General features: G+C 45.1%; 23 protein-coding genes, 1 tRNA gene and 1 other RNA gene. 8 read left to right on the plus strand and 17 right to left on the minus strand.

The features are described from left to right. Positions 1 to 40: 40 nt before the first annotated feature. Positions 41 to 640 carry a UPF0149 family protein gene (locus ABXT59_RS12215; protein ID WP_443636401.1) on the minus strand — a complete coding sequence of 200 codons (600 nt, stop codon included), beginning with the start codon at positions 638 to 640 and terminating at the stop codon, positions 41 to 43. 138 nt (positions 641 to 778) lie between these two features. Between ABXT59_RS12215 and ABXT59_RS12220 the strand changes: the two genes are divergently transcribed. The 5 genes from ABXT59_RS12220 to ABXT59_RS12240 all read left to right on the plus strand — a co-directional run bounded on the left by ABXT59_RS12220 (position 779) and on the right by ABXT59_RS12240 (position 3,763). Next, positions 779 to 1,033 carry a hypothetical protein gene (locus ABXT59_RS12220; protein ID WP_443636402.1) on the plus strand — a complete coding sequence of 85 codons (255 nt, stop codon included), beginning with the start codon at positions 779 to 781 and terminating at the stop codon, positions 1,031 to 1,033. Beyond that, positions 1,026 to 1,304, plus strand: coding sequence for a cell division protein ZapA (locus ABXT59_RS12225; RefSeq protein ID WP_443636404.1), 279 nt, complete (start codon positions 1,026 to 1,028; stop codon positions 1,302 to 1,304). The genes ABXT59_RS12220 and ABXT59_RS12225 overlap by 8 nt, the downstream gene beginning before the upstream one ends. A gap of 57 nt (positions 1,305 to 1,361) precedes the next feature. Next, positions 1,362 to 1,539: non-coding RNA, 6S RNA (gene ssrS, locus ABXT59_RS12230), on the plus strand. Positions 1,540 to 1,686: 147 nt separating this feature from the next. Continuing rightward, positions 1,687 to 2,391, plus strand: coding sequence for a response regulator (locus tag ABXT59_RS12235; RefSeq protein WP_443636405.1), 705 nt, complete (start codon positions 1,687 to 1,689; stop codon positions 2,389 to 2,391). Beyond that, entirely contained in the window at positions 2,384 to 3,763 is a 1,380-nt protein-coding gene (locus ABXT59_RS12240; protein ID WP_443636406.1) for an ATP-binding protein, read from the plus strand. Before ABXT59_RS12235 ends, ABXT59_RS12240 begins: the two co-directional genes overlap by 8 nt. A 165-nt stretch (positions 3,764 to 3,928) precedes the next feature. Here the strand turns inward: ABXT59_RS12240 and ilvA are convergent, their stop codons facing one another. Further along, on the minus strand, positions 3,929 to 5,443 hold the full coding sequence (ilvA, locus tag ABXT59_RS12245; protein ID WP_443636407.1) for a threonine ammonia-lyase, biosynthetic: 1,515 nt from the start codon (positions 5,441 to 5,443) through the stop codon (positions 3,929 to 3,931). Positions 5,444 to 5,592: 149 nt separating this feature from the next. On the opposite strand from ilvA, the gene rpiA reads away from it, so the two are divergent. Beyond that, complete coding sequence (gene rpiA, locus ABXT59_RS12250) at positions 5,593 to 6,264, plus strand: ribose-5-phosphate isomerase RpiA (protein WP_443636408.1); 672 nt, start codon at positions 5,593 to 5,595, stop codon at positions 6,262 to 6,264. On the opposite strand, the gene serA is transcribed toward rpiA, so the two are convergent. The 15 genes from serA to ABXT59_RS12325 all read right to left on the minus strand — a co-directional run bounded on the left by serA (position 6,261) and on the right by ABXT59_RS12325 (position 24,247). Then, complete coding sequence (gene serA, locus ABXT59_RS12255) at positions 6,261 to 7,490, minus strand: phosphoglycerate dehydrogenase (RefSeq protein WP_443638622.1); 1,230 nt, start codon at positions 7,488 to 7,490, stop codon at positions 6,261 to 6,263. The genes rpiA and serA overlap by 4 nt on opposite strands. A 180-nt stretch (positions 7,491 to 7,670) precedes the next feature. Then, positions 7,671 to 9,761 (minus strand): polyribonucleotide nucleotidyltransferase, encoded by a 2,091-nt coding sequence (gene pnp, locus ABXT59_RS12260; protein WP_443636410.1) that lies wholly within the window; start codon positions 9,759 to 9,761, stop codon positions 7,671 to 7,673. 359 nt (positions 9,762 to 10,120) lie between these two features. Further along, positions 10,121 to 10,390 carry a 30S ribosomal protein S15 gene (gene rpsO / locus ABXT59_RS12265; RefSeq protein WP_443636411.1) on the minus strand — a complete coding sequence of 90 codons (270 nt, stop codon included), beginning with the start codon at positions 10,388 to 10,390 and terminating at the stop codon, positions 10,121 to 10,123. Positions 10,391 to 10,494: 104 nt separating this feature from the next. After that, positions 10,495 to 11,472 carry a tRNA pseudouridine(55) synthase TruB gene (truB, locus tag ABXT59_RS12270; protein ID WP_443636413.1) on the minus strand — a complete coding sequence of 326 codons (978 nt, stop codon included), beginning with the start codon at positions 11,470 to 11,472 and terminating at the stop codon, positions 10,495 to 10,497. A gap of 6 nt (positions 11,473 to 11,478) precedes the next feature. Further along, a complete protein-coding gene (gene rbfA, locus ABXT59_RS12275; RefSeq protein ID WP_443636414.1) occupies positions 11,479 to 11,865 on the minus strand; it encodes a 30S ribosome-binding factor RbfA in 387 nt (128 codons plus the stop codon). A 9-nt stretch (positions 11,866 to 11,874) separates the two neighbouring features. Beyond that, positions 11,875 to 14,427 carry a translation initiation factor IF-2 gene (gene infB, locus ABXT59_RS12280; protein WP_443636415.1) on the minus strand — a complete coding sequence of 851 codons (2,553 nt, stop codon included), beginning with the start codon at positions 14,425 to 14,427 and terminating at the stop codon, positions 11,875 to 11,877. Between the two features lie 31 nt (positions 14,428 to 14,458). Then, complete coding sequence (nusA, locus tag ABXT59_RS12285) at positions 14,459 to 15,943, minus strand: transcription termination factor NusA (protein WP_443636417.1); 1,485 nt, start codon at positions 15,941 to 15,943, stop codon at positions 14,459 to 14,461. A 38-nt stretch (positions 15,944 to 15,981) separates the two neighbouring features. Next, the gene (gene rimP, locus ABXT59_RS12290; RefSeq protein ID WP_443636418.1) at positions 15,982 to 16,437 is read right to left on the minus strand and encodes a ribosome maturation factor RimP; all 456 of its coding nucleotides are present in this window, start codon (positions 16,435 to 16,437) and stop codon (positions 15,982 to 15,984) included. A gap of 158 nt (positions 16,438 to 16,595) precedes the next feature. Further along, a tRNA-Met gene (locus ABXT59_RS12295) sits at positions 16,596 to 16,672 on the minus strand. A gap of 89 nt (positions 16,673 to 16,761) precedes the next feature. Beyond that, complete coding sequence (locus ABXT59_RS12300; RefSeq protein ID WP_443636419.1) at positions 16,762 to 17,205, minus strand: VOC family protein; 444 nt, start codon at positions 17,203 to 17,205, stop codon at positions 16,762 to 16,764. A 64-nt stretch (positions 17,206 to 17,269) separates the two neighbouring features. Beyond that, entirely contained in the window at positions 17,270 to 17,605 is a 336-nt protein-coding gene (locus tag ABXT59_RS12305) for a hypothetical protein (protein WP_443636421.1), read from the minus strand. Positions 17,606 to 17,679: 74 nt separating this feature from the next. Continuing rightward, a complete protein-coding gene (locus ABXT59_RS12310; protein WP_443636422.1) occupies positions 17,680 to 18,099 on the minus strand; it encodes a GFA family protein in 420 nt (139 codons plus the stop codon). A 454-nt stretch (positions 18,100 to 18,553) separates the two neighbouring features. Then, a complete protein-coding gene (locus ABXT59_RS12315; protein WP_443636423.1) occupies positions 18,554 to 18,970 on the minus strand; it encodes a hypothetical protein in 417 nt (138 codons plus the stop codon). A 97-nt stretch (positions 18,971 to 19,067) separates the two neighbouring features. Further along, a complete protein-coding gene (locus ABXT59_RS12320) occupies positions 19,068 to 21,782 on the minus strand; it encodes a DUF4214 domain-containing protein (RefSeq protein ID WP_443636425.1) in 2,715 nt (904 codons plus the stop codon). Between the two features lie 158 nt (positions 21,783 to 21,940). Beyond that, positions 21,941 to 24,247 (minus strand): DUF4214 domain-containing protein, encoded by a 2,307-nt coding sequence (locus ABXT59_RS12325; protein ID WP_443636426.1) that lies wholly within the window; start codon positions 24,245 to 24,247, stop codon positions 21,941 to 21,943. A 92-nt stretch (positions 24,248 to 24,339) separates the two neighbouring features. Between ABXT59_RS12325 and ABXT59_RS12330 the strand changes: the two genes are divergently transcribed. Continuing rightward, positions 24,340 to 24,507, plus strand: coding sequence for a hypothetical protein (locus tag ABXT59_RS12330; protein ID WP_443636428.1), 168 nt, complete (start codon positions 24,340 to 24,342; stop codon positions 24,505 to 24,507). Positions 24,508 to 24,515: 8 nt separating this feature from the next. Next, positions 24,516 to 26,261 carry a DUF4214 domain-containing protein gene (locus ABXT59_RS12335; protein WP_443636429.1) on the plus strand — a complete coding sequence of 582 codons (1,746 nt, stop codon included), beginning with the start codon at positions 24,516 to 24,518 and terminating at the stop codon, positions 26,259 to 26,261. Positions 26,262 to 26,328: the final 67 nt, after the last annotated feature.

Below are 26,328 nucleotides of genomic sequence, written 5' to 3' on the forward strand. Positions count from 1 at the left end.
AAGGTCATTACGTTAGCATTTAGTGGTACTGCTGTGGCGCTTAGTGTAGTTGTTGTGGCACTTTCTGTGGTCCACTTTCAGCCAGTAAATTGAATTCTGCAAATACCATTATGGCGGCCAAACGAACATATTCAACTAGCTCTACGTAACTTATTTCTGCGCTATCTTCTGTTAGATCTTCATCTTCTGCATCAAAAGACACCTGAGCAATATTGGCTAAGTCTTCCATGGAGTCAGTAATTTCACTCGATAGTTTTTGTTTACTATGATCAAAACCTAAGCCAAACCCACTTAAAAATCCAGTGCACCATGCCCCCAAGGATTCTGTTCTGCCTGCAAGCTCGGCATCATCCTCGGGCAGTAGGAGTTGCAGTCCAAAATTTGTTTCTGTTAATTGCTCTAATACCATATCGTAAAGCACCACCAGCTCAGCTTTGTCGTCATCATCTTCAATGGCCTGCACATCTAAATGAGCCACTACCATCGCTAACCAAGCTTCAGCATCAGCGCGCACACCCGCAGCCAACTGTCCTGTCAACAGACCATGCAATTCTGACGGAGTACCAAAAGCCCCCAATTCGACAAACATGTCTGCAAAATCATCAAATACATAGTTGAGTTGTGGTTTGGTATCAGTCATGGGTTTAGCTCAAGCAACAAATTAAGCATTTATTATACCTGAGCTGTAGCCATTCTCTAGAGCTTTTGGAGGACCTACTAGACAGTAGCGTTATTTACTATAAAATCTAGGGTAGATTACCTTATAAGTGGACCAGACATGTCGACTATCAGCGCCTTGGCACATCATGTAGACCAGTTGCTAACCCAACATCGCACTTTAGCGCTTGAGCGCTCTCAATTGCAGCGCCGAGTGGTCGAGTTAGAACAACAAGTGCAGCAGCAACAAGCTGCTAGCAACTTAGATCAAGACACCCATGTGGAATCTAATCGAGCCCACCAGCAAACCCTAGAAGATGAGTTGAATGGTTTGATCAGCTTGTTTGAACAAACAACGGAAACCAAGCATGACTGACTTAGAAGCAGTGCAAGTGACCATTTTAGAACAAAACTACACGCTCACTTGTCCCACTGGTAAAGAAGCTAATTTGCGCCGAGCCGCAGAAACTTTAGACAAAACCCTGCAAAATATTAAAGCAAGTGGACGTGTCATGGGACTAGAGCGCATGGCTGTCATGGCAGCTCTCAATATGAGCGCTGAGTTAATAGATACTCAGATGCAATTGGAGACCTTAGAAACGGCTTTAGCCCAACTTGATAAAACCGTCACAGATACCCTAAATTAAGTTTTGAATGCACATTGTGGGTTCCCTTCTTAAAATCAGCAGCCTATAATGGCCGAAGACTCCCTGTGGTGCTCGACATTCGATAACGTCCTTGAGCCGATTCATATAATCAGGGTGCTTCTCGCATACGCTTTGTGCATGTCCACTTGTTGGAACGCCTTCCGCCTTTGCAGGAGCTCCCACCTTGAACCTTCGGGTTCAGGGCAACCATCGGAATCGCCACCTTGGGGAGTCTTTCACCACTTATCTTTTGCCCTTTTTGTGCAACAGTAAACACGTAAAAATCTGTAAAATCTTCAATCTGTGCCTTTAACGAGCAAATAACTGTGGCACAATCACGGTCGAAGCGGTGCAGTCCTGCCCAAAATGAGGTTTTCAAGTTATGACAACGAGTATCTTATTAATCGAAGATGACCAAGAACTCAGTGAATTATTGAGCGAGTTTTTGGCTTTAGAGAATTTTGAAATAGACCAGGCCTTTGATGGTGAGCAAGGCCTCAACATGGCTTTAAATGGCCATTACGATGCCTTAGTGCTCGATATAATGATGCCTAAAATGAATGGCCTAGATCTTCTCAAGCAATTTCGCATTAATCATAAAACCCCAGTACTCATGCTGACTGCTCGCAGTGATGAGGTAGACCGCATCGTTGGCTTTGAGATGGGGGCTGATGACTACTTACCAAAACCCTGCAACCCACGGGAGATTGTTGCCCGTATTCGCGCCATATTAAGGCGTGTAGAAATGGATAAGGTAGGTATGCAGGCTAACAGCAGTCGCCAGATTGTGGTGCTAGAAGATGTTGAACTAAACCATAATACGCGCATGGTATCCAAGCAAGGCGAAGCCCTTGACCTGACGAGTACGGAATTTAATCTTTTAGCCAGTTTGCTTGAGAAAGCGGGGCAAGTGCTCAGTAAAGAAGAGCTAACAGAAACTGCATTGGGTAGGAAACTAGCACTCTACGACCGGAGTGTAGACATGCACATGAGTAACCTCAGACGCAAGTTAGGACCGTTTTTAACCGATGAACCGCGTATAAAAACGATTCGGGGCGTTGGTTACCAGTACGTCATCAATGATTAAGTGGCCACTCATATTCCGTAGTTTATATTGGAAAATATTTTTCTTTTTTTGGCTTACTCTAATTGCTGCCATCTTTTCTGTCGTGACTTTGTCAGAAGTTGTTTTTCAAGAACGTGACCAAGATCAATACCAACGGGTGGTGCGTCTAGGTATCCAGGCCGCGGATATTTATGAAACCAATGGCACCGCAGAGTTAACCGCTTGGTTACGTTATATTGACCAAAAGTTTGATGTAAAGGCGTTTATGTTAGATTCAAAACGGCGCCCTGTTAGCGTCGCTAATCTGCCCAAAAACTGGCTTCAGTTTGTTCTACCTCTGACTCAAAATAGGCTATCAGAACGCCACCTAAAGGGCTTTCAGCCCTACCGCATATCGAGTAGTACTAACCGCATTTACACTTTCGTAGCCCATCGGGATGAAAATGGCCCTTACCCCACTTGGTTAAAGCACTTACCCATGCTGCAGATCATTACAGCCTTGATTATTGTGGCTCTATTGACTGCCTTCGTGACTTGGCTGATCACCGACCCCTTGCGCAAGCTTAAACAAGCGACCGACTCATTTGCCCGGGGTAATCTAGACACCCGATTACCCAACTCAGAGACACCATGGCAGTTTTTGGTGGGTAGTAGAAAAGATGAAATTGGAGAAGTTGGACTGGCCTTTAACCACATGGCAGAGCGCATCAGCTTATTAGTTAGTAATCAGCAGAGGCTATTTAGAGACATCTCTCATGAGTTAAGAACTCCTTTGGCTAGACAGCAAATCGCCCTCGAGTTATTGGCTCGCAAGTTGCCTGATACAGAACACCAGTCTTTACAACGCATTGAACGTGAAATAGAACGCATGAACGCGTTAATTGATCAAGTGCTGACTTTGCTGCGTTTAGAACAAAATGGTCAAAGCCCTGATCAAGAAACCTACAATTTAAGTGCTCTACTTTTGAAACTCACTAAAGATGCTCAATTTGAAGCTCAATCAAAACATCAGATTCATTTTCAACAAGCTGCCCAGACCTTTCTCACCGGTCAGCCAGAATTGGTGTCTAGGGCTGTAGAAAACATATTACGCAACGCGATACGTTACACCCCCAAAGATAGCCGCATCTTTTTAAAGGTGCAAATCCATGTTGATACGGTTGTGATTCGGATTGAGGACGAAGGTGAAGGCGTGCCAGAAGAGGCACTCAAGCACCTATTTGAACCCTTTTTCCGGGTAGAGGCCAGTCGCAACCAACAAAGCGGCGGTTATGGTGTCGGCATGGCGATTGCCGAACAAGCTATACGTGCTCAAGGTGGCAGTATCGAAGCTAGTAATCGAGCTGAGGGTGGCCTTAGAGTTGACATCACCCTACCCAGCGACCCAGCTTGAGAATAGCTAAATTTGGCTAAATTTATGGAAGGCAAACTGCTAATATGACAGTGCTAGCAAGTTTGTAGTAAGTCCCCAGTATGTCGCTAGCATTGCCATTCATCGATTCACTAATGCTTGCTTTTAACCCACAGGAGCAACGCGGTGACGAGCCAAAGCTCCAGTTTAAGGCGCTAAAAATAGCTGATACGCTGGATTATGGGTCTCTTCATTAAAGGCATAACCCAATTCATCTAGATAGCCTTCAAACTTGGCTTTGTCTTCTGGGGGCACTTGCATGCCGACCAACACGCGACCATAGGCAGAACCATGGTTGCGATAGTGAAACATTGAAATATTCCACGGCTGGCCTAAGGTGTCTAAAAACTTGAGTAAGGCACCCGGGCGCTCTGGAAAGGTAAAACGATAAACGACTTCATGTTCAACAGCGGCATGCCCACCCACCATATAGCGGATATGCGTTTTAGCCATTTCATTGTCACTCAAATCCACAGCAGAGATGTTGGCACTTGAGAGTTCTTCAAGTAATGGCTCACGCCCACCCTCGCCTGATTTAAGTGTCACACCCACAAATACTTGGGCTTGGCTCTCATTGCTATACCGGTAGTTAAATTCAGTAATATTGCGATCACCTAAGGCTTTACAAAAACCTTTAAAACTACCCGCACGCTCTGGTATCTGTGCTGCAATAACAGCTTCGCGCCCTTCCCCTATCTCAGCCCGCTCAGCCACATGGCGCAGGCGATCAAAATTTAGGTTAGCGCCAGTTGAGACTGCAATAAGGGTTTGGTTTTTCGCCTGTTCCCGTTCAACATATTTCTTTAAACCAGCTACGGCACAAGCCCCTGAGGGCTCCGTCACCGCTCGTGTATCGTCATAGATGTCCTTAATGGCGGCACACAATTCGTCGGTGGTAACAGTAATCACTTCATCAACATACTGCTGGGCAAGTTCAAAGTTTAGCTTACCCACTTGAGCTACAGCAACTCCCTCAGCAAAGGTACCTACTTCAGGCAAGATCAGCCGTTCACCCGCATCTAGGGCGACTTTTAAACAACAAGCATCTTCGGGTTCTACCCCAATGATCTTAATATCTGGACGCAAGTACTTAATGTAAACAGACATACCTGCAATTAACCCACCTCCACCCACCGGCACAAATATGGCGTCAACATGGCCTTGAACTTGCCGCAATAATTCCACAGCCACAGTGCCTTGCCCTGCAATCACATGCTCATCATCAAAAGGATGGATATATACCAAGCCTTGGTCAGCCACTAAGGTTAATGAATACGCATAAGCTTGAGCAAATGAATCACCATGTAATATGACCTCAGCTCCTAAAGCTCTGACAGAACTCACCTTAATGTCTGGGGTAGTCTTAGGCATGACGATGGTGGCATTAATACCTAAGTACTTAGCCGACATGGCCACACCTTGGGCATGGTTACCCGCCGAAGCAGCCACTAAACCACTGGCCTGCTGCGCCTGACTTAACTGTGAAATGCAGTTATAGGCCCCTCGAATTTTGAAAGAGTAGATCGGCTGTAAGTCTTCTCGCTTAAACAGAATATTGTTGTCCATCCGTTTCGAAAGGCTGCGCGCCGGGCTCACAGGCGTTTCAACAGCCACATCATAAACATTGGCTGATAAAATTTTCTTAATATAACGATGGGGCATATTATTTTTCTCGTGCGGTAAAATATTTTCACAACGTATAGACCGTCTAACTCAGGTGATCATCTTAATGGTAGAAGCAACTAGCGTCTACATTGTGCGAGGTAAATTACTGTATAATCATGACATTAGTATCCAAAGTGACCCTGTCCATGAATCAAAACGAGTTAAAGCAAGCGGTAGCCCAAGCCGCCATAGACCATATTGTGCCTCAACTTAAGCAAGAATCAATTGTTGGGGTCGGTACTGGATCGACTGCAAACTACTTTATTGATGCCCTGGCTGGTATCAAACACAGTTTTGATTCTGCAGTGGCAAGTTCTGAAGCCACCGCTGAGCGTCTAAAAAGTCACGGCATCAGTGTCCTAGAACTTAATGTTGTACCACACATGAGCTTTTATGTTGATGGTGCTGATGAAACCAACGAAAACCTGCATTTGATCAAAGGTGGTGGCGGGGCTTTAACGCGGGAAAAAATTGTTGCAGCCGTGGCAGAAACTTTTGTGTGCATTGCCGATGAGTCAAAACTAGTTGACGTCTTGGGTGAGTTTCCACTGCCCGTAGAGGTGATCCCTATGGCACGCAGTTATGTGGCCCGCAAGTTAGTAGGTCTAGGTGGTGAACCTGAATGGCGGCAAGATTTTGTAACTGATAATGGCAACCTGATCCTAGACGTTTATGGTTTAGATATTGTTGACCCCAAAGGTCTCGAACAACAGATTAACCAACTGACAGGCGTAGTCACCAATGGATTATTTGCACAGCGTCCGGCAGATATTTTATTTTTAGGCACTACACAAGGCGTTAAAACACTGCATCGTTAAATCAATATACGACAGCTAATGGTGCCACTTACCTGTTTAAGCTTGCCTAAAGCGAGTTCTGAGCAACTGGCATCGACATCAATCACCACATAGCCCACTTTTTCATTCGTGTTCAAATACTGGCCAGAAATGTTAATACTATTTTCAGAAAACACATTGTTAATTTGCGACAATACACCCGGCATGTTGTCATGAATGTGTAATAACCGGTGGGTATTTTCATGACTGGGTAATGACACTTCTGGAAAGTTAACGGCAGAAAGTGAAGTGCCATTATCACAGTAGCGAATCAGTTTATCAGCAACTTCGACCCCTATATTGACTTGAGCTTCAACCGTTGAACCTCCAATGTGAGGCGTTAATATGACATTATCAAGACCCCTTAACGGAGAAAAGAACTCGTCTTTGTTAGAGCGAGGCTCCACAGGGAACACATCAATAGCGGCTCCAAGTAACTTGCCATTGTTAAGACAACTGGCCAAGGCTTCAATGTCGACGACCGTGCCACGAGAAGCGTTTATGATAATGGCTCCATCTTTCATTTGGGCAAACTGCTTAGGACCCATTAAACAATGAGTGGAAGGTGTTTCTGGCACGTGTAAAGTTACGATATCAGCTTCACCAAGGAGCTCTGCTAAGCTGCCACACGCATTGGCGTTGCCTAAACTCAACTTCGTAATTTGATCATAATATATGACTTCCATGCCCATCGATTCAGCCATGATCCCAAGTTGTGAGCCAATAGACCCATAACCAACAACACCCAACTTTTTACCACGTATTTCAAACGATTGATGGGCCGACTTAAGCCATTGACCTCGATGCGCCTTAGCATTTTTTTCTGGAATACCCCGCAGCAACAATACAGCCTCAGCAATGACTAACTCTGCCACGCTGCGAGTATTGCTATAGGGAGCATTGAACACAGGAATACCTAGTTCCAATGCAGCTACTAGGTCGACTTGGTTAGTCCCTATACAAAAACAACCGATGGCCATTAGTTTTTGCGCTTGCTCTAATACCTGTCGAGTTAATTGAGTGCGTGATCGAATGCCGACAAAATGAGCATCTTTTAATACTTCAACCAGCTCACTTTCTGGCAAGGCAGTGGTGTAAAAATGAATGTTATCAAAACCGTCGGACTGCAAAGCTTGCACTGCGGATTGATGCACACCCTCTAATAAAACAATTTTAATATTTTGTTTTTTTAAGGAAATCTGTTGCACTGGGGTCAAGGGGATGCCTTTCGAATGGATGGAGGTATGAATCTAAAGGCGACCATTATATTACCATATGCGACGCATTAGTAGTCTTGCGGGTATAAAAAAGCCCCTAAACCTTTCGGGTTTAAGGGCTTTCGTCAAAGTCTGAAGTGTTTCAGACTCACTGAGACTAAATCAGCCTAATTAGGCTTCCATATCTTTCATAGACAGCTTAATGCGTCCACGTGCATCCACATCTAGAACCTTAACTTTGACTGTTTGGCCTTCTTCTAGGTAGTCAGTGACTTTCTCAACACGCTCACTTGAGATTTGAGAAATGTGTAACAAACCGTCTTTGCCAGGCAAAATGTTAATAAAGGCACCAAAGTCTACGATGCGTTCCACTTTACCTTCGTAGATGGCACCGACTTCGGCTTCTGCAGTAATCTCAAGAATTTTAGCTTCAGCTAATTCTGCAGCAGCTTTGTCATCAGCGTATACACGCACAGTTCCATCGTCTTCAATATCAATAGATGCGCCTGTCTCTTCACACAAACCACGAATAGTAGCACCGCCTTTACCAATCACATCACGGATCTTATCTTGGTCGATCTTGATGGTTTTCATGGTGGGAGCATTGTCATTCAATTCAGTGCGAGGAACCGCAATAACCTTGTTCATTTCGTCCAAGATATGGATACGTGCTTCATGAGCTTGCTCAAGAGCCATTTCCATAATCTCTTCGGTGATGCCTTGGATCTTGATATCCATTTGCAAAGCCGTGATACCAGCTGCAGAACCTGCTACTTTAAAGTCCATGTCACCTAAGTGATCTTCATCACCTAAGATATCTGTTAATACAGCAAAGCCAGCATCTTCTTTAATCAAACCCATAGCAATACCAGCCACAGGAGCTTTGATTGGCACGCCTGCGTCCATCAATGCTAAGGAAGCACCGCATACAGAGGCCATAGAACTAGACCCATTAGATTCAGTAATCTCTGAAACCACACGAATGGTGTAAGGGAATTCTTCTTGGCTTGGCAACATGGCTTGAATACCACGACGAGCCAAACGACCATGTCCAATCTCACGTCGGCCAGGACCCATAAAACGGCCTGTTTCACCTACAGAATAACTAGGGAAGTTGTAGTGCAACATAAACGGATCTTTACGAGAACCTTCTAAGGCGTCGATGATCTGCTGATCTCTGCTCGTACCCAAGGTAGCCACTACGATAGACTGAGTTTCACCACGAGTGAACAATGAAGATCCGTGCGCCTTAGCTAATGTACCAATTTCTACGTTAATACCACGCACTGTTTTATTGTCGCGGCCATCAATACGTGGTTCACCTGCCACTACGCGTGAACGAACGGTGTGCTTTTCTAACTTACTCACCATACTTAATACGTCAGACTTTGAAGGTGACCCTTCATTATCACTGCATAGGGCTGCAACGGCTTGTGCCTTAACTTCACCTAAGCGGGTATAACGATCCATTTTATCGCTGATTTGGTAAGCTTCACCAACAGCATCGCCAACAGCCGCAGTTACTGAGGCCTTAAGGGAAGCGTCTTCTTGTTCAGCAACCCAATCCCAAGTTGGCTTCGCAGCTTGTGATGCAAATTCGCTAATGGCCGTAACCACAGCTTGCATTTCATCATGGGCAAACAACACCGCACCTAGCATCACGTCTTCACTGAGTTCTTTGGCTTCTGATTCAACCATCAACACAGCGTCAGCAGTACCGGCAACAACCATATCCAAATCTGATGTGGCTTGAGCTTCAAAACTTGGGTTAAGTTGGTAACCCGCATCTTCAGAATATGAAACACGCGCTGCACCAATTGGACCCGCAAAAGGAATGCCCGAGATGGCTAAAGCTGCTGAAGTGCCGATTAAGGCAGCAATATCTGTGTCGTTTTGCTTATCAGCAGAGACAACGGTACAAATAACCTGTACTTCGTTCATGAATCCCTTAGGGAACAAAGGTCGAATCGGACGGTCGATCAAGCGACTGGTTAAAGTCTCTTTTTCAGATGGACGCGCTTCACGCTTAAAGAAACCACCAGGGATTTTACCCACAGCATAGGTTTTTTCTTGGTAATGCACAGAAAGGGGGAAGAAACCCTGATCAGGCTTTGCTGTTTTAGCACCGACAACGGCCACTAAAACTTGGATTGCATCATCGATGGTGACCAGCACCGCGCCAGAGGCTTGACGCGCAATCCGACCTGTTTCTAGGGTTACAGATTGCTGACCGTATTGAAATGTTTTGGTAATGATAGACATATATCTCTCCATAAAATAAAGAATCTGTAAGCAACTGAGCGATCTAATCCACCAGTACACTTATTAACTCGGTTTAGGTTTCAGCTTAACCTTTGCTTTATCACCAAGCGAATAAGAGTACGGGCCGACCCTCTCTTATTGTTTACAGTCAAAACCACAAAGGCTAAGTAACCACATGGTCACCTAGCCTCTATGCTGCCATGGGAACAAGTTGCCCAGGCATTTTAAATTGAAAATTAAAGTAGATGACTAGCGTTAAACCAAAAGAGTCCTAAAAGACACCGCTTGTATCAAGCTAATGTAAACTTTTACTCCGTCTTAGGGGCATAACATTAGGCACGCCACCTTAAAGTCAATTTTTAGCGGCGCAGGCCTAGACGACCAATAAGCGTAGCATAACGCACAGCGTCTTTACGATTCAGGTAGTCTAATAACTTACGACGCTGGTTCACCATACGGATCAAACCACGACGGGAGTGGTGATCATGGTGATGCTCTTTAAAGTGACTTTGCAGTGCCAGAATATTCGAAGTTAATAATGCAACCTGAACTTCTGGTGAACCTGTGTCGCCTTCGGCAGTTTGGTAATCTGCTACAACAGCAGCTTTTTCAACGGCAGTTAATGCCATGGTAATTCTCCAATAATTAATATGCCCACTAGCTTCGTGATTGAGAGCTAAGGGTTAGTTAACGTTCACACCGTGCATATTTACAGCGGAACTCAAATGAAGGCCTAAGTGCTCATTAAGCGTTTGGCTTTTAAGCGACCTTCGGGTTGCACTTCAGCTAAACCAATAAAGGCAGTCGCATCAGACGCAAGCGAGTTGTACACTCGCACCACATCAAAGGGGGCGTATTCAGTGGCATGGTCTATAACCTTACCTTGCTGCAACGCCTCAATTTCATGGGCGGGTAATTGTACAGCATTTAATGATAAAACGGCAGTATCTGCTGGTATTAATAGTTGATCTAGCATTGAAAAAGCGGGAGTGATGTCGGGCCACTGGCCTGCTTCGACTACTTGACCCTGAGTAGCCTCATCAATAATGCCTTGTAAATCCTCTAAAGTAACCATCTGCTCAGCCACAAAAGGGCCCGCCTGCAGGCGCCTTAATTGTGCCACGTGAGCACCACAATCCAGCGCCAGTCCCAAATCTTCCACAATACTGCGTATATAAGTGCCTTTAGTGCAGCTGATGTCCATTCGAACTTGGCTATACTTAAAGCTCAGCAGTTCTAGGTTATGAATGGTTACTTGCCGAGGCTTAACGGCCACCGTTTTACCTGCCCTGGCTAGCTTATACAAAGGCTGGCCTTGGTGTTTAAGCGCAGAAAACATGGAAGGGACTTGACTAATAAGACCACGAAACTGGGGTAGTTGGGCTTCAACGTCTGTCACAGTAATATGCTCACAGGGCTTAGTTTCCACCACCTTGCCATCAGCATCACTGGAATCAGTGCGCACACCCAGTTGCGCAGTCGTCTGGTAACGCTTATCAGCATCCAATAGAAACTGACTAAACTTGGTGGCTTCACCTAAACAAATAGGCAAAAGCCCTGTAGCTAGGGGGTCTAAAGAACCTGTATGACCCGCTTTACGGGCCCCAAACATCCGTTTAACCCGCTGCAGAGCATGATTTGAACTCATGCCTGTAGGCTTGTCTAAAATAAGGATACCGTTGATTAAACGACCTTTGGGCTGACGTGCCATTAGGACTTATTCGACATTAGAGCCCTGCTCTGGGTCTGACGCCCGAGCCTGGTCAATCAAGTTGCTTAGATAATTACCCCGAGACAAACTATCGTCAAAATGAAAGCGCAAAGTTGGTACAATGCGTAACTTCATGCGTTGGCCGAGTTGGCTACGCAAAAAACCAGAGGCATTGTTAAGCGCCTTCACTGACTCAGTAATCTCTTGCTGATCTTCGCCACCATTTAAAACCGTCACAAACACCTTAGCGTGAGAAAGATCACGGGATACTTCTACAGCACTCACTGTGGCCATGCCCACGCGAGGGTCTTTCACCTCACGCTGGATTAAGGCCGCTAGCTCTCGCTGAATTTGGTCTGCCACACGCTGGGTGCGGCTATATTCTTGTGCCATGATCAGCCCTTACAAGCTACGCTCAATTTCAATAGTGTCAAAGACTTCGATCTGGTCACCCACACGCACATCGTTGTAGCTCTTCACTCCAATGCCACACTCAATACCGTTACGAACATCCGTAACTGCATCTTTGTGACGGCGCAAGGACTCCAACTCACCTTGATAGATAACGACATTATCTCTTAGTACACGAATAGGCTTACTACGATGAACAGTGCCTTCAGTCACCATACATCCCGCAATTTGGCCTAACTTAGGCGAACGGAACACTTCACGCACTTCAGCTATACCCACGATAGATTCACGTAATTCAGGTGCCAGCATACCCGATAGCGCGGCTTTAACATCGTTAATAATGTCGTAAATAACACTGTAGTAACGCAGATCAATGCCTTCTTTTTCAATTAAAGCCTTGGCAGGTGTGTCGGCGCGCACATTAAAACCAAAGATCACTGCATTGGATGCGACGGCAAGGTTAACATCAGACTCAGCGATACCACCCACACCACTAGAGACAACTTGCACCTTCACTTCTTCTGTCCCAATATCCATGAGGGAACTGGTTAAAGCTTCCAAAGAGCCACGCACGTCTGTCTTCAGTACAACATTTAAAACAGAGGCTTGGTTTTTACCCATGTTCTCAAACATAGCATCTAATTTAGAGGCTTGCTGACGGGCTAGTTTCACATCACGGTATTTGCCTTGACGGAATAAAGCTACTTCGCGGGCTTTCTTTTCATCAGCCACTACTGCAAAGTCTTCACCCGAATCCGGAGTACCACCCAAACCTAGAATTTCTACAGGGATAGAAGGACCCGCAGTCGTAATTGGCTTACCATTTTCATCCAACATGGCCCGTACACGACCGAACTGTTGTCCTGCCAGCACAATATCACCTTTCTTTAAGGTGCCATTTTGAATCAATATAGTGGCCACAGAACCACGGCCTTTATCAAGGCGGGCTTCCACGACAACACCCTTGGCTGGAGCTTCTGGCACAGCCGTAAGCTCTAACACTTCAGCTTCAAGTAAAACCGCATCAAGCAAGGCTTCAATGCCCTCACCTGTCTTGGCTGAAACTGGAATAAACTGAGTTTCACCGCCCCAATCTTCTGGCACTACTTCACGGCTAGATAACTCGGTCTTTACCCGATCAGGATCTGCACCTTCTTTGTCCATTTTATTAATGGCTACAATCAAGGGCACTCCTGCTGCTTTGGCATGCTGCACCGCTTCTTCTGTTTGAGGCATCACACCATCGTCTGCTGCAACCACTAGGATCACGATATCTGTTGCCTTAGCACCACGGGCGCGCATCGCTGTAAACGCTGCGTGTCCGGGCGTATCTAGGAAGGTCACCATACCTTTGTCAGTTTTAACGTGGTAAGCACCAATGTGCTGAGTAATACCACCCGATTCACCAAAAGCCACTTTGGTGGAACGTATAGAGTCCAAAAGCGAAGTTTTACCATGGTCAACGTGGCCCATTACCGTCACTACAGGAGCGCGGGTAATCTCATTACCTTCGTAATTAATGCTTTCAACGACCTCTGTTTCAATAGCATCGTCCATCACCAACTTCACTGTATGACCCATTTCTTCAACCACGATGGTTGCTGTATCTTGGTCAATGACTTGGTTGATGGTTGCCATGGCACCCATGTTAAACATCACTTTAATCACTTCAGCAGCCTTCACTTTCATACGCTGAGCTAGATCAGCTACAGTGATTGACTCGGGTAAATTGACTTCATAAACAACCTTCTCAGTAGGCACTGCAAAAGCATGCTCACCATTACCAGAGCGTTTAGGCGCTGCTAACTTACCTTTGCTGCGTGAGGCTTTACCTCGACTGCGGTCATCACGCCCACTAATAGTGCGACCCTTGCCTTTGCCCTTGCCTGCAGGGGCACCACCACGGGGCTTATCTGGGGAAGTAAACGTCTTTTGATGAGCCGGTTTTTTCTTAGCATCTTCAGTCGCCTTTTGACGGGCCACCTCAGCATCTGCTGCCACTTTTGCTGCTACAGCATCTGCGTCTGATTTAGCTTTGTCTGCATCATCTGCAGTATCTATGACTGCAACATTGGTGTCAGCACTCGTTACAGCTTCAGCCACCTCAGTAGCTTTGACTGCGGCAGCTTCTGTAGCCAACTTCACATCAGCGTCTGCCTTTACTTGAGCCACTTCACCTGCTTTACGGGCTGCTAGCTCCACTTTTTCTGCTTCGATCACAGCCGCCTGATCGTCTTCTTCAGACTTAACATAGGTGCGCTTTTTACGCACTTCAACGTTAACCGTGCGCTTTCCTGCCGCACCTGCAACTTTCAGAGTACTGGTGGTCTTGCGCCGCAGTGTAATTTTCTTTGGCCCATCAGCATTATCACCTTCTCCCCCATGGGCTTTTTGCAAGTGAGATAAAAGTGACTTACGTTCTTCATCTGATACTGCATCGGTTGCTGCACGGCGAGTAAGGCCCGCTTCTTCCATTTGGTTGAGTAAACGCTCAACTGGGACACCTACCTTCTCGGCTAGGGTGTTGACAGTTTGGTCTGTCATAATCATATTCTCCTGTCGGTCGGGCTATGGCTTAAACAAACCAAGGGGCGCGGGCCGTCATAATTAATTCTGCAGCTTTCTCGTCACTCAAACCTTCAATATCTGAGATCTCATCAACAGCTTGCTCGGCCAAATCTTCCATGGTAATGATGCCACGACTTGCCAATACAAATGCAAGGTGAGTATCCATACCTTCCATGTCTAGCAAATCTTGAGCAGGCTCAGAGTTGTCTAACTGTTCTTCTGCTGCGAGCGCTTGGTTAAGTAACTTATCTTTTGCACGCGTACGGAGCTCTTCAACAATGTCTTCGTCTAATCCATCAATCGCCAACATTTCGTCTAGGGGTACGTAGGCAATTTCTTCGAGGCTAGCAAAGCCTTCCTCTACCAACATTTCAGCAAAGTCTTCATCAATGTCTAACGCATCAACAAAAGTCTGAACCACACCACCCACTTCATCTTGTTGCTTGGCAGCAGCATCTTCTTCAGACATCACATTAATGGTCCAGCCTGTCAACTCCGAGGCTAGACGCACATTTTGCCCATTGCGACCAATGGCCATAGCTAAGTTTTCGTCACTTACAGCAACGTCCATCGCATGGCGATCTTCATCAACAACAATAGAACTCACTTCTGCAGGCGCCATGGCGTTAATGACTAACTGAGCCGGATTATCATCCCACAGGACAATATCTACGCGCTCATTGTTTAACTCACCTGTCACCGCTTGCACACGTGAACCACGCATACCAACACAAGCACCAATTGGATCTATGCGGCCATCGTTAGTCTTCACTGCAATTTTAGCACGGGATCCCGGATCACGCGCAGCTGCTCGAACTTCAATCACCTCTTCAGAAATCTCTGGCACTTCAATTTTAAACAGCTCAATTAACATTTGTGGGTCTGTGCGGCTTAAGAACAGCTGCGGACCTCTACTCTCCGTTCGTACTTCAGACAACAAAGCCCTCACACGATCACCCATACGGAATGTTTCTCGACCAATCAATTGGTCTCTTGCCATGAGGGCTTCGGCATTATTTCCCAGATCCACAATCACGTTGTCGCGTGTGACTTTCTTAACGCTACCACTAATAATTTGGCCAATACGGCCACGGTACAATTCCACAACCTTGGCCCGCTCTGCCTCACGAACCTTTTGCACGATCACTTGCTTAGCAGTTTGCGCTGCAATACGGCCAAACACTTCAGTGGGCAATTCTTCTTGCACAAGGTCACCCAGCACAAGGCTAGGGTTAGTCACTTGAGCGTCTTCAAGAATTAATTCAGCTTCTGGGTTGGTGTATACCTCATCGGTAACTACTGTCCAACAACGCGTGGTAGTTGCTTCCCCAGTTTTGCGGTCGATGGCGACTCTAATATCGCTTTCGTCGTTAATATGCTTGCGTGTTGCAGTGGCCAAAGCTAACTCTATCGCTTCAAAGATAACGTCTTTTGGCACGTCCTTTTCATTTGAAACAGCTTCTGCTACTAACAGAATTTCCTTATTATTCATTTCAAGCTCTCACTTAATTTGGGCTTATAAAACCGAGCTTAAAAGCGCGGTACAATATTGGCTTTTTCAATGCTGTCAAAAGGCAACAAATATTCTTCATCATCAACCTGCAAAACCACGTCATCACCTTCAATGCCGCTTAGCAAACCAGTAAAGCGACGACGGCCATCAAACGCCAGACGCAACTTCAAACTCAGCTTCTCACCAATACTTGCTTGATACTGCAACAAACTAAACAAGGGGCGATCCAGCCCTGGTGATGACACTTCGAGGGTATACTCTCCCGTTATCGGATCTTCAACATCCATAATGGCGGCAACTTGCCGACTCACATCTGCACACTGCTCCACACCGATACCCTTGGCATGATCTATGTATACGCGCAAAGTGGTGTGCCGTCCCTGAGAGATATATTCAATACCCCAAAGTTCACACCCGCAAGCTGCCACTGCTGGCGCTACTAATGCTTCAATTTGTGCCGCTGCACCTGCCATTTCAACATCCTAAAACGCAAAAAGCCCCTCAATTGGGGCTTTTTGTTGACTATATGTATCCAGTCTCATCATTGCTTTAACCACACAAGTACGAACCCCTGAATTAATTCTTGATGGCTTCCGCCAAAGGTCAATGTAATAAAACATCCACCTAAAATTGGTAGCGGGGGCAGGATTTGAACCTACGACCTTCGGGTTATGAGCCCGACGAGCTACCATGCTGCTCCACCCCGCATCAAAGAGCGCACATAATAGCCATATAATCCTTACACGTCAAACACTTATTGCAACTAAATGGCAAAAGGCCAATTTTAATCTTGGGCCTTACCAACTGCCTGTATTAGGCATTGATAACCATGGCTCCATGGGCGCCAAATGCTCACCCTCTTGCAATAATTCAATCGACACATTGTCTGGGGATTTTACAAAAGCCATGTGCCCATCTCGGGGAGGTCTATTGATCACCACACCAGCATCCATCAAAGTTTGGCAAAGTCCATAAATATCATCCACTCGATAAGCCACATGCCCCCAGCTTCTGCCGGTGGTCAAGGTTTCATCATCATCCCAGTTATGGGTGAGTTCCAAGAGCGGAGCCTTAGTATCTTTAGCACCCAGTGCATCGAATGGGGCCGCTAAAAATACTAAGGTGAAGCGCCCTGACTCATAGTCGGTTCGTTTAACTTCAACCAGGCCCAGTTGATTACACCAAAAATCTAGAGAGGCCTTTAAATCCGATACTCTGATCATGGTATGTAGATAACGCATAGTGAATTCCTTAATAACAAAAATTTAACTTATTAAAAGCCATACATCGATTAATATGAACAAATTAAGCTTGGGTTTTGACAGCTGTTACGCCGGTTTCAGTTTGCCACAGCAGCCCATCTTTCTTCAGGCTAACGTGCAAGGTTGCATCTTTGGTTCCATTCTCATAATCAGCAAACATATGCTGCACTATGATGTCATCACTTTCGAAGATGCAACGGCGATTGCGAATGGTAGAAAAACCCATAATCGCACTCATCTGCTCAGCAGAAGTGTCGCCTTTTTTGCTCACTCTTCCCGTTGAATGCCAAGTCATCTGAAAATCTTCATGATGCAGATCTAAGTAGGCCTGACCGTCCCTATTGGCCCAAGCAGCGGTCATTTTATCGTATAAACTCATTATCTCTCCTCACACCCCAGTGTGCCTATTACCATTGAAACTATTTGATCAAGAACTCTGTGTACCCTGCTTATTTACGATTTCAAGGGCTCACTTTTTGGACCTGCGGTAACCCAGGCCTGCTCATCAATATCAGCCAGCCATGCAGCAGTGGAACTACCAAAAATATGTTTCTTAGGCACAATTTGATGATGCTGTTCTAAAAAACCAGCGCGAATATTAAACATGGTTTTTTCTAGATCAGTAGCATAAAGCTGAGTACCACAATCGCCACAAAAAGCTTGAATTCTTTTATTACCACTATCAGCCACTTTGACATATTCTTTGGCCTCACCTTTAATCTCTACATTTTCTGCGCTCGCGACAGCCACAGCCCTAAAAGGAGCACCACTGAATATCTGGCAATCTTTGCAGTGGCAGGCCATCATCATATTTTCAGACACTTCAGCCTTTAAGGATATTTTTCCACAATAACATTGCCCGTTTACCTTCATCTTTAAAACCCCATTTGACTGACTAGTTAGGCGCTCGATGCTGACACTTTCCCTAAGGGAGTGCAACTCTTTGGAAGCATATCCCAATCGATTCCCTCGATGCAGCTAAACCCCAAGCAACACTCAACAATACTCCAAAAAATAAACGCCCAGGCAAAAAAAAGCCCCATGGTTAGGGGCTTTTAGGACATCTACGATTGGTAATAGATGTAAATATAGTACCGGCGGCCGGAGTTGAAATATACACTTATCCTATTGTTTATATTGGATATTTAAAATAATACATCCATATATACCCCCATTAATACCCCCGCGCACTAAATAAATCTCTCTCAATAATCATGGGATTTACTAAATACAGTCCGAATTAAGTTTCTTTTTACGGTGTCGGAATAAACCGTGAGGTTGGTATTCTTTTTATGGTGTCAGGTTTAAGTAGTTAGGACGTTAAAACTTATCGCAGTTTGCTGATATAACATGTACGCCTTTTGATCCAATTCGCCCCCTTCATATGGCCTTCTTTGAGATAAGACTTAGTTGTAAAAACAGATATGTTGTCACCTAACAAACAAATGAATTCATCATAGTAGGGCCAACAGGCTGGTGAAGATGCTTCTCGTTTCCAATATTCTCCATCTAGCAGGAGTGGTGGCATACCTGCAGGGTTTTCCCAAACCGAGCGTGCTAAAATTTGATTTGGATCTTTAAAGTGTGTCCAATTTCCTCCAAAACCTTCTCCTGGTTGAATGATACATATCACTTTTGGCCTAATACGATTTGGCGTAAACAAAATTTGATAAGCAGCGGCACCATCTGCACATAACTTAAGTCTTCGATTTATAAAATTAAAACGGGAAAACTCAGTGTTCAAAAAGCCAGCTTTCAGCGATCACGAACAATAACTATAGCCGTCCTTGAACAATTGAACGACCTAATTCATGCCCCCTGATCTAGCCTCACTAGCACTACTAGATAAACAAGTCAGGTTCGGGACTATAGTCAAACTCAGTCACTGCTTCAAGACTGGCAGAAGATGCGGCAGCAGCAAAAAGAGCATCAACAGCTAAAACATCAGCATGAAAAGTTACGTTAGTGGCAACAGCCTCTGCAAAAGAAGAAGCTGAAACTATTGAATCTACAGCAGCCACTGCAGCAAGCCAAGTTTTTGAGTTATAGAAGGCAGGTTCAGCTGCTATTGCTGCTGCTGCTGACCCTAAAGTCCCACCCTGCCAACCTTTTATAATTTGAACATATATATAATTTTTATTAAATTGAGATACTGGCATATTTTGAATAGCTAATATATCTAACCCAGCTCTTGCAGCCACTGCCCAAGGGCCGTCACTGTCAGTAAAGTGTACTGCACCATCACCACTACCAAACACCCAAGACCCATCAACAACTTCAGCCTCAGCAGCTGTAATAGGCCCAGAATAACCAGAAGCTATTGCAACCTCAAGGTCCGCAGTACCATAAGCAAGAGCTGGATCAGTATCAGCAGCAGCCACTCGAGCAGCCCAAATAGCATTCTCAGCGTTTGCGGCAGCTACAGAAACAGCTCTAGCTTCGGCGGCAGCTTTAACCAGAGCAACGTAACTATCGGCTGCTACAGAACCCTCGCGCAGATTCATAAGAAAAGAAGCGGCAGTCTTCTCAACTTGAGCCTGAAACATTTTCTGATCTCCGGCTTTCTGGTCGCCTGAGGTAGTAGAAGGACCAAGTCCCCAAGCATTAAATGTATATTCAACACCCTCGAAAGTCACAGTTTTTGAGGCAACGGGTACGCCAGAGCCTCCAGCCGCTTTATACGCCTCTGATTCAGCAGCACCCTTGTCCCTCGCTGCATTAACAATCCTCATTAGGCCAGCAGTTTTATTATAAGAATTAACTATTGGAGTAGGGTCAACCCATAGAAGGTCTTTTTCTGTGTACGCATTTTTCCATAGCGCAATATTCGCTTTGCGTTCATCTTCCACTTGTTTAGGTAATCGCTCTTCAGTCCAGTCGACCATAGCCATCGCTTTTGCCCAAGCAGAATCACGAGCATCCTTTATCTCCACATCAGAAGCTACCGCCCAAGCAGCATAGATATCATTTTTATCGGATTGTGAAATTAGACGTTTTTGAATGTTCACGACACTAGAACGACCTCTTGCAAGCGCACTCACTGCTTTTGCCCAAGGGCCATCACCATCAGTAAAGTGTACAAAACTGAGCCCTGAACCATCATCATGGCCATATTCCCTAGACCCATCTACAACTTCTGCCTCTGCTGCTGTAATAGGCCCAGAATAACCAGAAGCTATTAAAGCTTCAATATCACGAGAAACTGACCCATTGACAACATTAACAGCAGCTGAATACTTTTTTGCAGCCGCAGTGGCTGCGCTGGCTGCTACTACGGCTGTTTGAGCAGCTGTTATTGCAGCGCGGTCACCTCCGATTACAGCTGAGCTGTAAGCAGTAGTAGCATTAAACACAGCATTAGCAGTAGCAGCAGTTGCTGAGGCGACTGCCGCTTGAGCAACAGCGTTGCTAGCTGCTAATTCTGCAGCGGCTGCAGACGGGCCTGTTTCAGATACAGAATTAGCGGCAGCAGTAGTGGAATCAGAAACAGCTTTGGCAGCAGCAGCGGTAGCGATTTCAGCTGCAGCAAAGGCTGTCGAATTGTTAGTGTGTAAAGTGTACTTAATATCAAACGCAGCAACGGCCGAAGCTTGTTTTGATTTAGCCGCGGCTATAGAAGAAGGGTCACCACTTTCTACAGCAGAACCATACGCAGTAGCTAAGGTAGCAGCACTGTTAGCAATAGTAGCGACTTCAGTAGCAGTTTTGCTAGCAGCAAGTTGAGCATTATAAAACTCTCCAGCCCTAACAGCAGCTTTAGCCTTAACAGCAGCTTCAGCCTTAGCATTAACTTCAGTCGTTTTTGCAGCTGCTATTGCAGCGACGTCACCAACAGCGATGGCCTCTTCAAGAACTTTGGCAGCTGTTGCAGCCACGGCAACAGCAGCTGCAGCGCCAGAGGCGGCCACAGTAGCCGCAGTGGATGACTTAGCAGCAGATGCAACGGCAGCAGCTTGTGCAACCTCAGCAGCGCCAAGCTCTGCTGTAGCGATGATATATAGGCGGTTGGCGGCAGCGGCAGCGGTTAAAGGGGCAGAGTTATCAACAGCAGCTTCTGCTGCAGCAGTACCCGTTGTTAGTGTAGCCGCTTCAGCAGTTACCTCAGACATCAGAGATTTAGCCGCGGTTAACACTTCGACATTATAAGCTTTTTCATTAGTCTCTTGCGCTGTAGTAAAGGTTGCAGCCACCTTACCTTTGTTAGCAACTGCAGTGGCATCATTTCCACTTGCTCCATTCAGAATTTCAACCATTGCCATTTCTTTAGTGTAAACACCTGAAGCAATCGAATCGACCCAAAAAGTACTATCTGTTTCTGCATTATAGTTACGACCAAATGCTTGCAGGTAAAGAGCCTCTACGTATTTATCAGTGTCTAATGCAACAATAGGAGCCGCTTCAGCACTTCCGCCAAAGCCAAGCGCAATCTCGGCAACATCCTTTGTGCCTTTGTCTAATTCATTTGCATAGTAAGCTAACCCACTTGCATCTGCAGGTCGGCCAAAATACGCAATATATAACTCTTGCACTTGCCTTTCTGAAGTAACTGATGCCATGGTGGTATTCCTTGCACACTGTTTATGTTGAACACTGGGTACCGAACAAAATCAATGAATCAAAATAGATTTAACATTTATGATAGCTGATTCCTCAGACGCTTAGTTCCCTTGACCAGACCAACTATTTGACGCCTGATCTAGCCTGACTAGCACTACTAGATAAACAAGTCAGGTTCGGGACTATAGTCAAACTCAGTCACTGCTTCAAGACTGGCAGAAGATGCTGCAGCAGCAGCAAAAAGAGCATCAACAGCTAAAACTTCAGCATGAAAAGTTACGTTAGTGGCAACAGCGAGATAAAGAGCAGCATCACGCAATACAACTGCCGCTTCTCGGGACGCATTAGCTGCCGCTATTATATCTGGGTCACCACCCGCCTTAGCGGCAGCTAATGCCTCATCAGCTTTACCTAAAGCTTCTGCAGCGACAACTGATGGAGGTTTAGGGTTAGCGGCTTCATAGGCAGCTTTTTGAGCAGCCTGTCTGGCGATATGAACTGTGTCAGCAGCAGCAGCAGCAACATGTTCGGCATGAAGTTTGTCAGAAGCAGCTTTGTCAGCAGCAATAGCTGCACCTCTCATGTCATTAGGGTCAGCAGCAGCAACGTTAGCAGCGGCAGCAGCATTAATGGTTGATATTTGTTCCTCAAAAGTAGCACCGCCTGCACTCGGAGCATCGCCATAAAGAGTAGCATCACGTAATGCAACCGCCACATCTCGGGCCGCGTTAGCTGCTGCTATTATATCTGGGTCACCACTGGTCTTAGCCACAGATACTGCCTCATCAGCTTTACCTAAAGCTTCTGCAGCGATTTGTGATTGGGTCCTAGAGGCTTTGTAAGCATCAGCTTCAGCAGCCATTTTAGCGACATGAGCATTAGCAGCAGCAGCAGCTATCTTGCCATTAGGGTCAGCAGCAGCAGCAATAGCAGCGGCATCAGCATTAATGGTTGATATTTGTTGCTCAAAAGTACCAGCGCCTTGAAGGTAACTCGGAGCATCGCGAAAAATAATTGCATCACGGAAGGCTACAACTGCCACAAGTCGGGCCGCGTTAGCTGCTGCTATTATATCTGGATCACCACTGGTCTTAGCGACAGCTAAAGCCTCATCAGCTTTACCTAAAGCTTCAGCAGCGACAGCTGGTTCCGGTGTAGTTCGGCCGCCAACCATTGATGCCGCTATCGTGCCATTAGGGTCAGCTTTAAGAACAAAAAGAGCATCACGTAATGCAACTGCCTCATTTCGGGTCGCGTTAGCTGCTGCGATTACAGCTGGGTCACCACCCGCCTTAGCAGCAGATACAGCCTCATTAGCGATATATAAAGCTCTAGAAACACCAACATGTTTACTTAAATTACTAACATGACTAGTGTATAAAGTGTAACTAGCATCAAAATCGGCATTGGCGGCAGATTGTTCTGATTTAGCAACCGCTATAGCAGTTGGATCACCACCATCTATAGCAACACCATAAGCAATAGCAAGGTCAGCCGCACTTAGAGCGGCTGCAGTAGCTTCAAAAGTAATTTTAACAACCTTACCCTGAGCAACATGGAGAGCACTTGCAGAATGTGCTGCTGTTGCTTTCGCCACAAAATCCGCCTTCGCAGCAGTGTCTGCGGCGGTAGCAGCTGCTATTTTAGCGACATCACCAGAAGCGATGGCAACAGCAAGAGCTTTGGCAGATTCATTCATCAAGTGATTGGATAGGGTTATGCGCGCTTGCGCGAATGCGTGGTTAGAGGCTAGCATAGCAGCAGATGCAACGGCAGTAGCTTGAGCAACCTCAGCAGCACCAAGTTCTGCTTTAGCGATGATATATAGACGGTTGGCGGCAGCGGCAGTGGTTAAAGGAGCAGAGTTATCAACAGCAGCTTCAGCTGCAGCAGTACCCGTTGTTAGTGTAGCCGCTTTAGCAGTTACCTCAGACATCAGAGCTTTAGCCGCGGTTAACACTTCGACATTATAAGCTTTTTCATTAGTCTCTTGCGCTGTAGTAAAGGTTGCAGCCACCTTACCTTTGTTAGCAACTGCAGTGGCATCATTTCCACTTGCTCCATTCAGAATTTCAACCATTGCCATTTCTTTAGTGTAAACACCTGAAGCAATCGAATCGACCCAAAAAGTACTATCTGTTTCTGCATTATAGTTACGACCAAATGCTTGCAGGTAAAGAGCCTCTACGTATTTATCAGTGTCTAATGCAACAATAGGAGCCGCTTCAGCACTTCCGCCAAAGCCAAGCGCAATCTCGGCAACATCCTTTGTGCCTTTGTCTAATTCATTTGCATAGTAAGCTAACCCACTTGCATCTGCAGGTCGGCCAAAATAGGCAATATATAACTCTTGCACTTGCCTTTCTGAAGTAACTGATGCCATGGTGGTATTCCTAGCACACTGTTTATTAGTGAGTGATGATGTATTTATTATAATATAATATAGCGTAATATAATAATTCACGTGTAGCAATCACGATAATAATGGAATATCAGACAACGTAAAAAGTTGTTGCACATTATGTCTGAATCGATTTTAGCAAAGGGATTTGTATCATGGCTGTTTATTCTAATGACGTTCAAAAAATCTATATAGCCTACTATGGCAGACCAGCTGATGCTGTCGGTCTAGCCTTTTGGGAAAGTCAGCTTGAAGCTACTGGTGGTAATTTGGTAGATAAATTTATGAGTAATAACTTTTTATATGTTTCTGGGGTGCAATAGTGATTCGTGTGAATGGTTTTTTAGGCGATTCCCCAAAGCTACAATTTGAAGGAAATGGTGGACTGATTAGCTCTAATGGAGAAAATTTATTTTTACTTTACCATCAAGGGGGGTTGCAGATAAATGAGTATTTTCCATCTCTAATGTTGTCAGTTGACTTACTTAGTGGTGAATACCAATCAAGTTTTTTAGATGCTGAAATAGGCTTTCCTAAAAGTTATGCTGTTCCAATAGATAAAAGTCACTTTGTTTTAGTTGATCATGATAAAGAGAACGAAAACACGAAACTTCCGGATGGTAATTGGAGAGGTGGGTATATTTTCAAGGTGTCTTTAGGTGGAACTGTTGAAGCGTTACCTTATGAGTTAAATTCGGCCATTGGTGCAGTTCCAGACCGATTATTTTGGCACGATATTAAACCACTATCTGATGGTTTTATAGCGTTAGGGTTTTCCGGTTGGGGGAATTCGACACTGATCTCTTTCGACAGTAACTTTAAGCCTATAAAAAGCTTAGTGATCGAGCGATCTGCTGGTGCTTTAGAGGTTGTAGGTAATGAGGTCGTTTTAGCTCCATATGGCTCAAAAAGTGATGAAGTTTTATTTTTAGATAGTCAACTGAATATTAACAATCGAGTTTCTTTGCCAAAGGGTGATTATAAGTTTCATGAAATTCATTTTGTTGATTCTATTGATGGAAAAGAACGTTTATTGGGTTTTCAGGAAGAAAGTATTGGTGTTAATTTCATATCAGTTGACAGAGACTTTGATGTAATCGGTAATTTCCCTGAGCAAATGAGAACAACTTTTCAATCTGAAATTAATGGTGACAACATAAAGGATTTAATAGTTAACACAAATTCTGGCTCTCATTTTTTTCTCAACAATGGACAGGGGGGCTTCGTAGAGGTCTATGCTCCTGCATTGGAGAAACAGTTTAACATTATGCCTGTGTCTCAATACATGACATCAATGTCGTGGCCGACTGCTTCACCAGAACTTCAAATCAGTGAGACATCAAAAATTAATTTTTTGGTTGACCTAGAAAAATCTGTTGAAATGGAAGACATATCTTTTGTAAATGGGGCGATTGTTTACAAGGGGGATTTATCTTGGGACTTTTATAGAATAGAACCGAATACTATTCTGAGGAAACAGGACTATATTCCAGTCATGAAGGCTCCAAAAAAGTTCACGCCTTCAGTTGATTTAGATTCACTTTCAACAACCACTAACACTCAAGTATCTGTTTTTTCTTATATTGCTGATGTAAAGTCGATTACACTCTCAGATTCAATCTCTCGTTTAAAATGTATTGACGGATCTATAGCACTAGACATTGAAGGTGCTAACAGTGCAGGTGGCATTTATCGTACCTACAAAGCAGCCTTTAATCGTACCCCAGAGAAAACTGGCTTTGGGTTTTGGATTGATCGTGCAGATAATGGTGCAAGTGCTGTGCAAATGGCGGAAGAATTTGTTTGGTCTGCAGAGTTTCAAACGCTCTATGGTGTCACTACCACAGACCAATACCTCACTGGCAACAATGTTGAGGCAGTCGTTGATTTGTTTTACCAGAATGTACTAGGACGAACTCCTGATCCGGTTGGCTTAGCATATTATACATCTACCATTGAGGATCAGAACAAAACAGGTGGGCAAGTATTAGCAGAAATAGCAGACAGCGCAGAGAACAGAGCAAACCTGCTGCCTACAATTGAAAACGGCATGAGCTATGACTTATGGGTGGCCTAAACAGCGAGTAATACCACCTCTATATAAGTTCATTATTGAGACAAGAAGAATTCCCATTTAAAGCCTT

This window comes from Candidatus Njordibacter sp. Uisw_058 (assembly GCF_047730065.1).
Classification (GTDB): domain Bacteria; phylum Pseudomonadota; class Gammaproteobacteria; order Pseudomonadales; family Balneatricaceae; genus Njordibacter.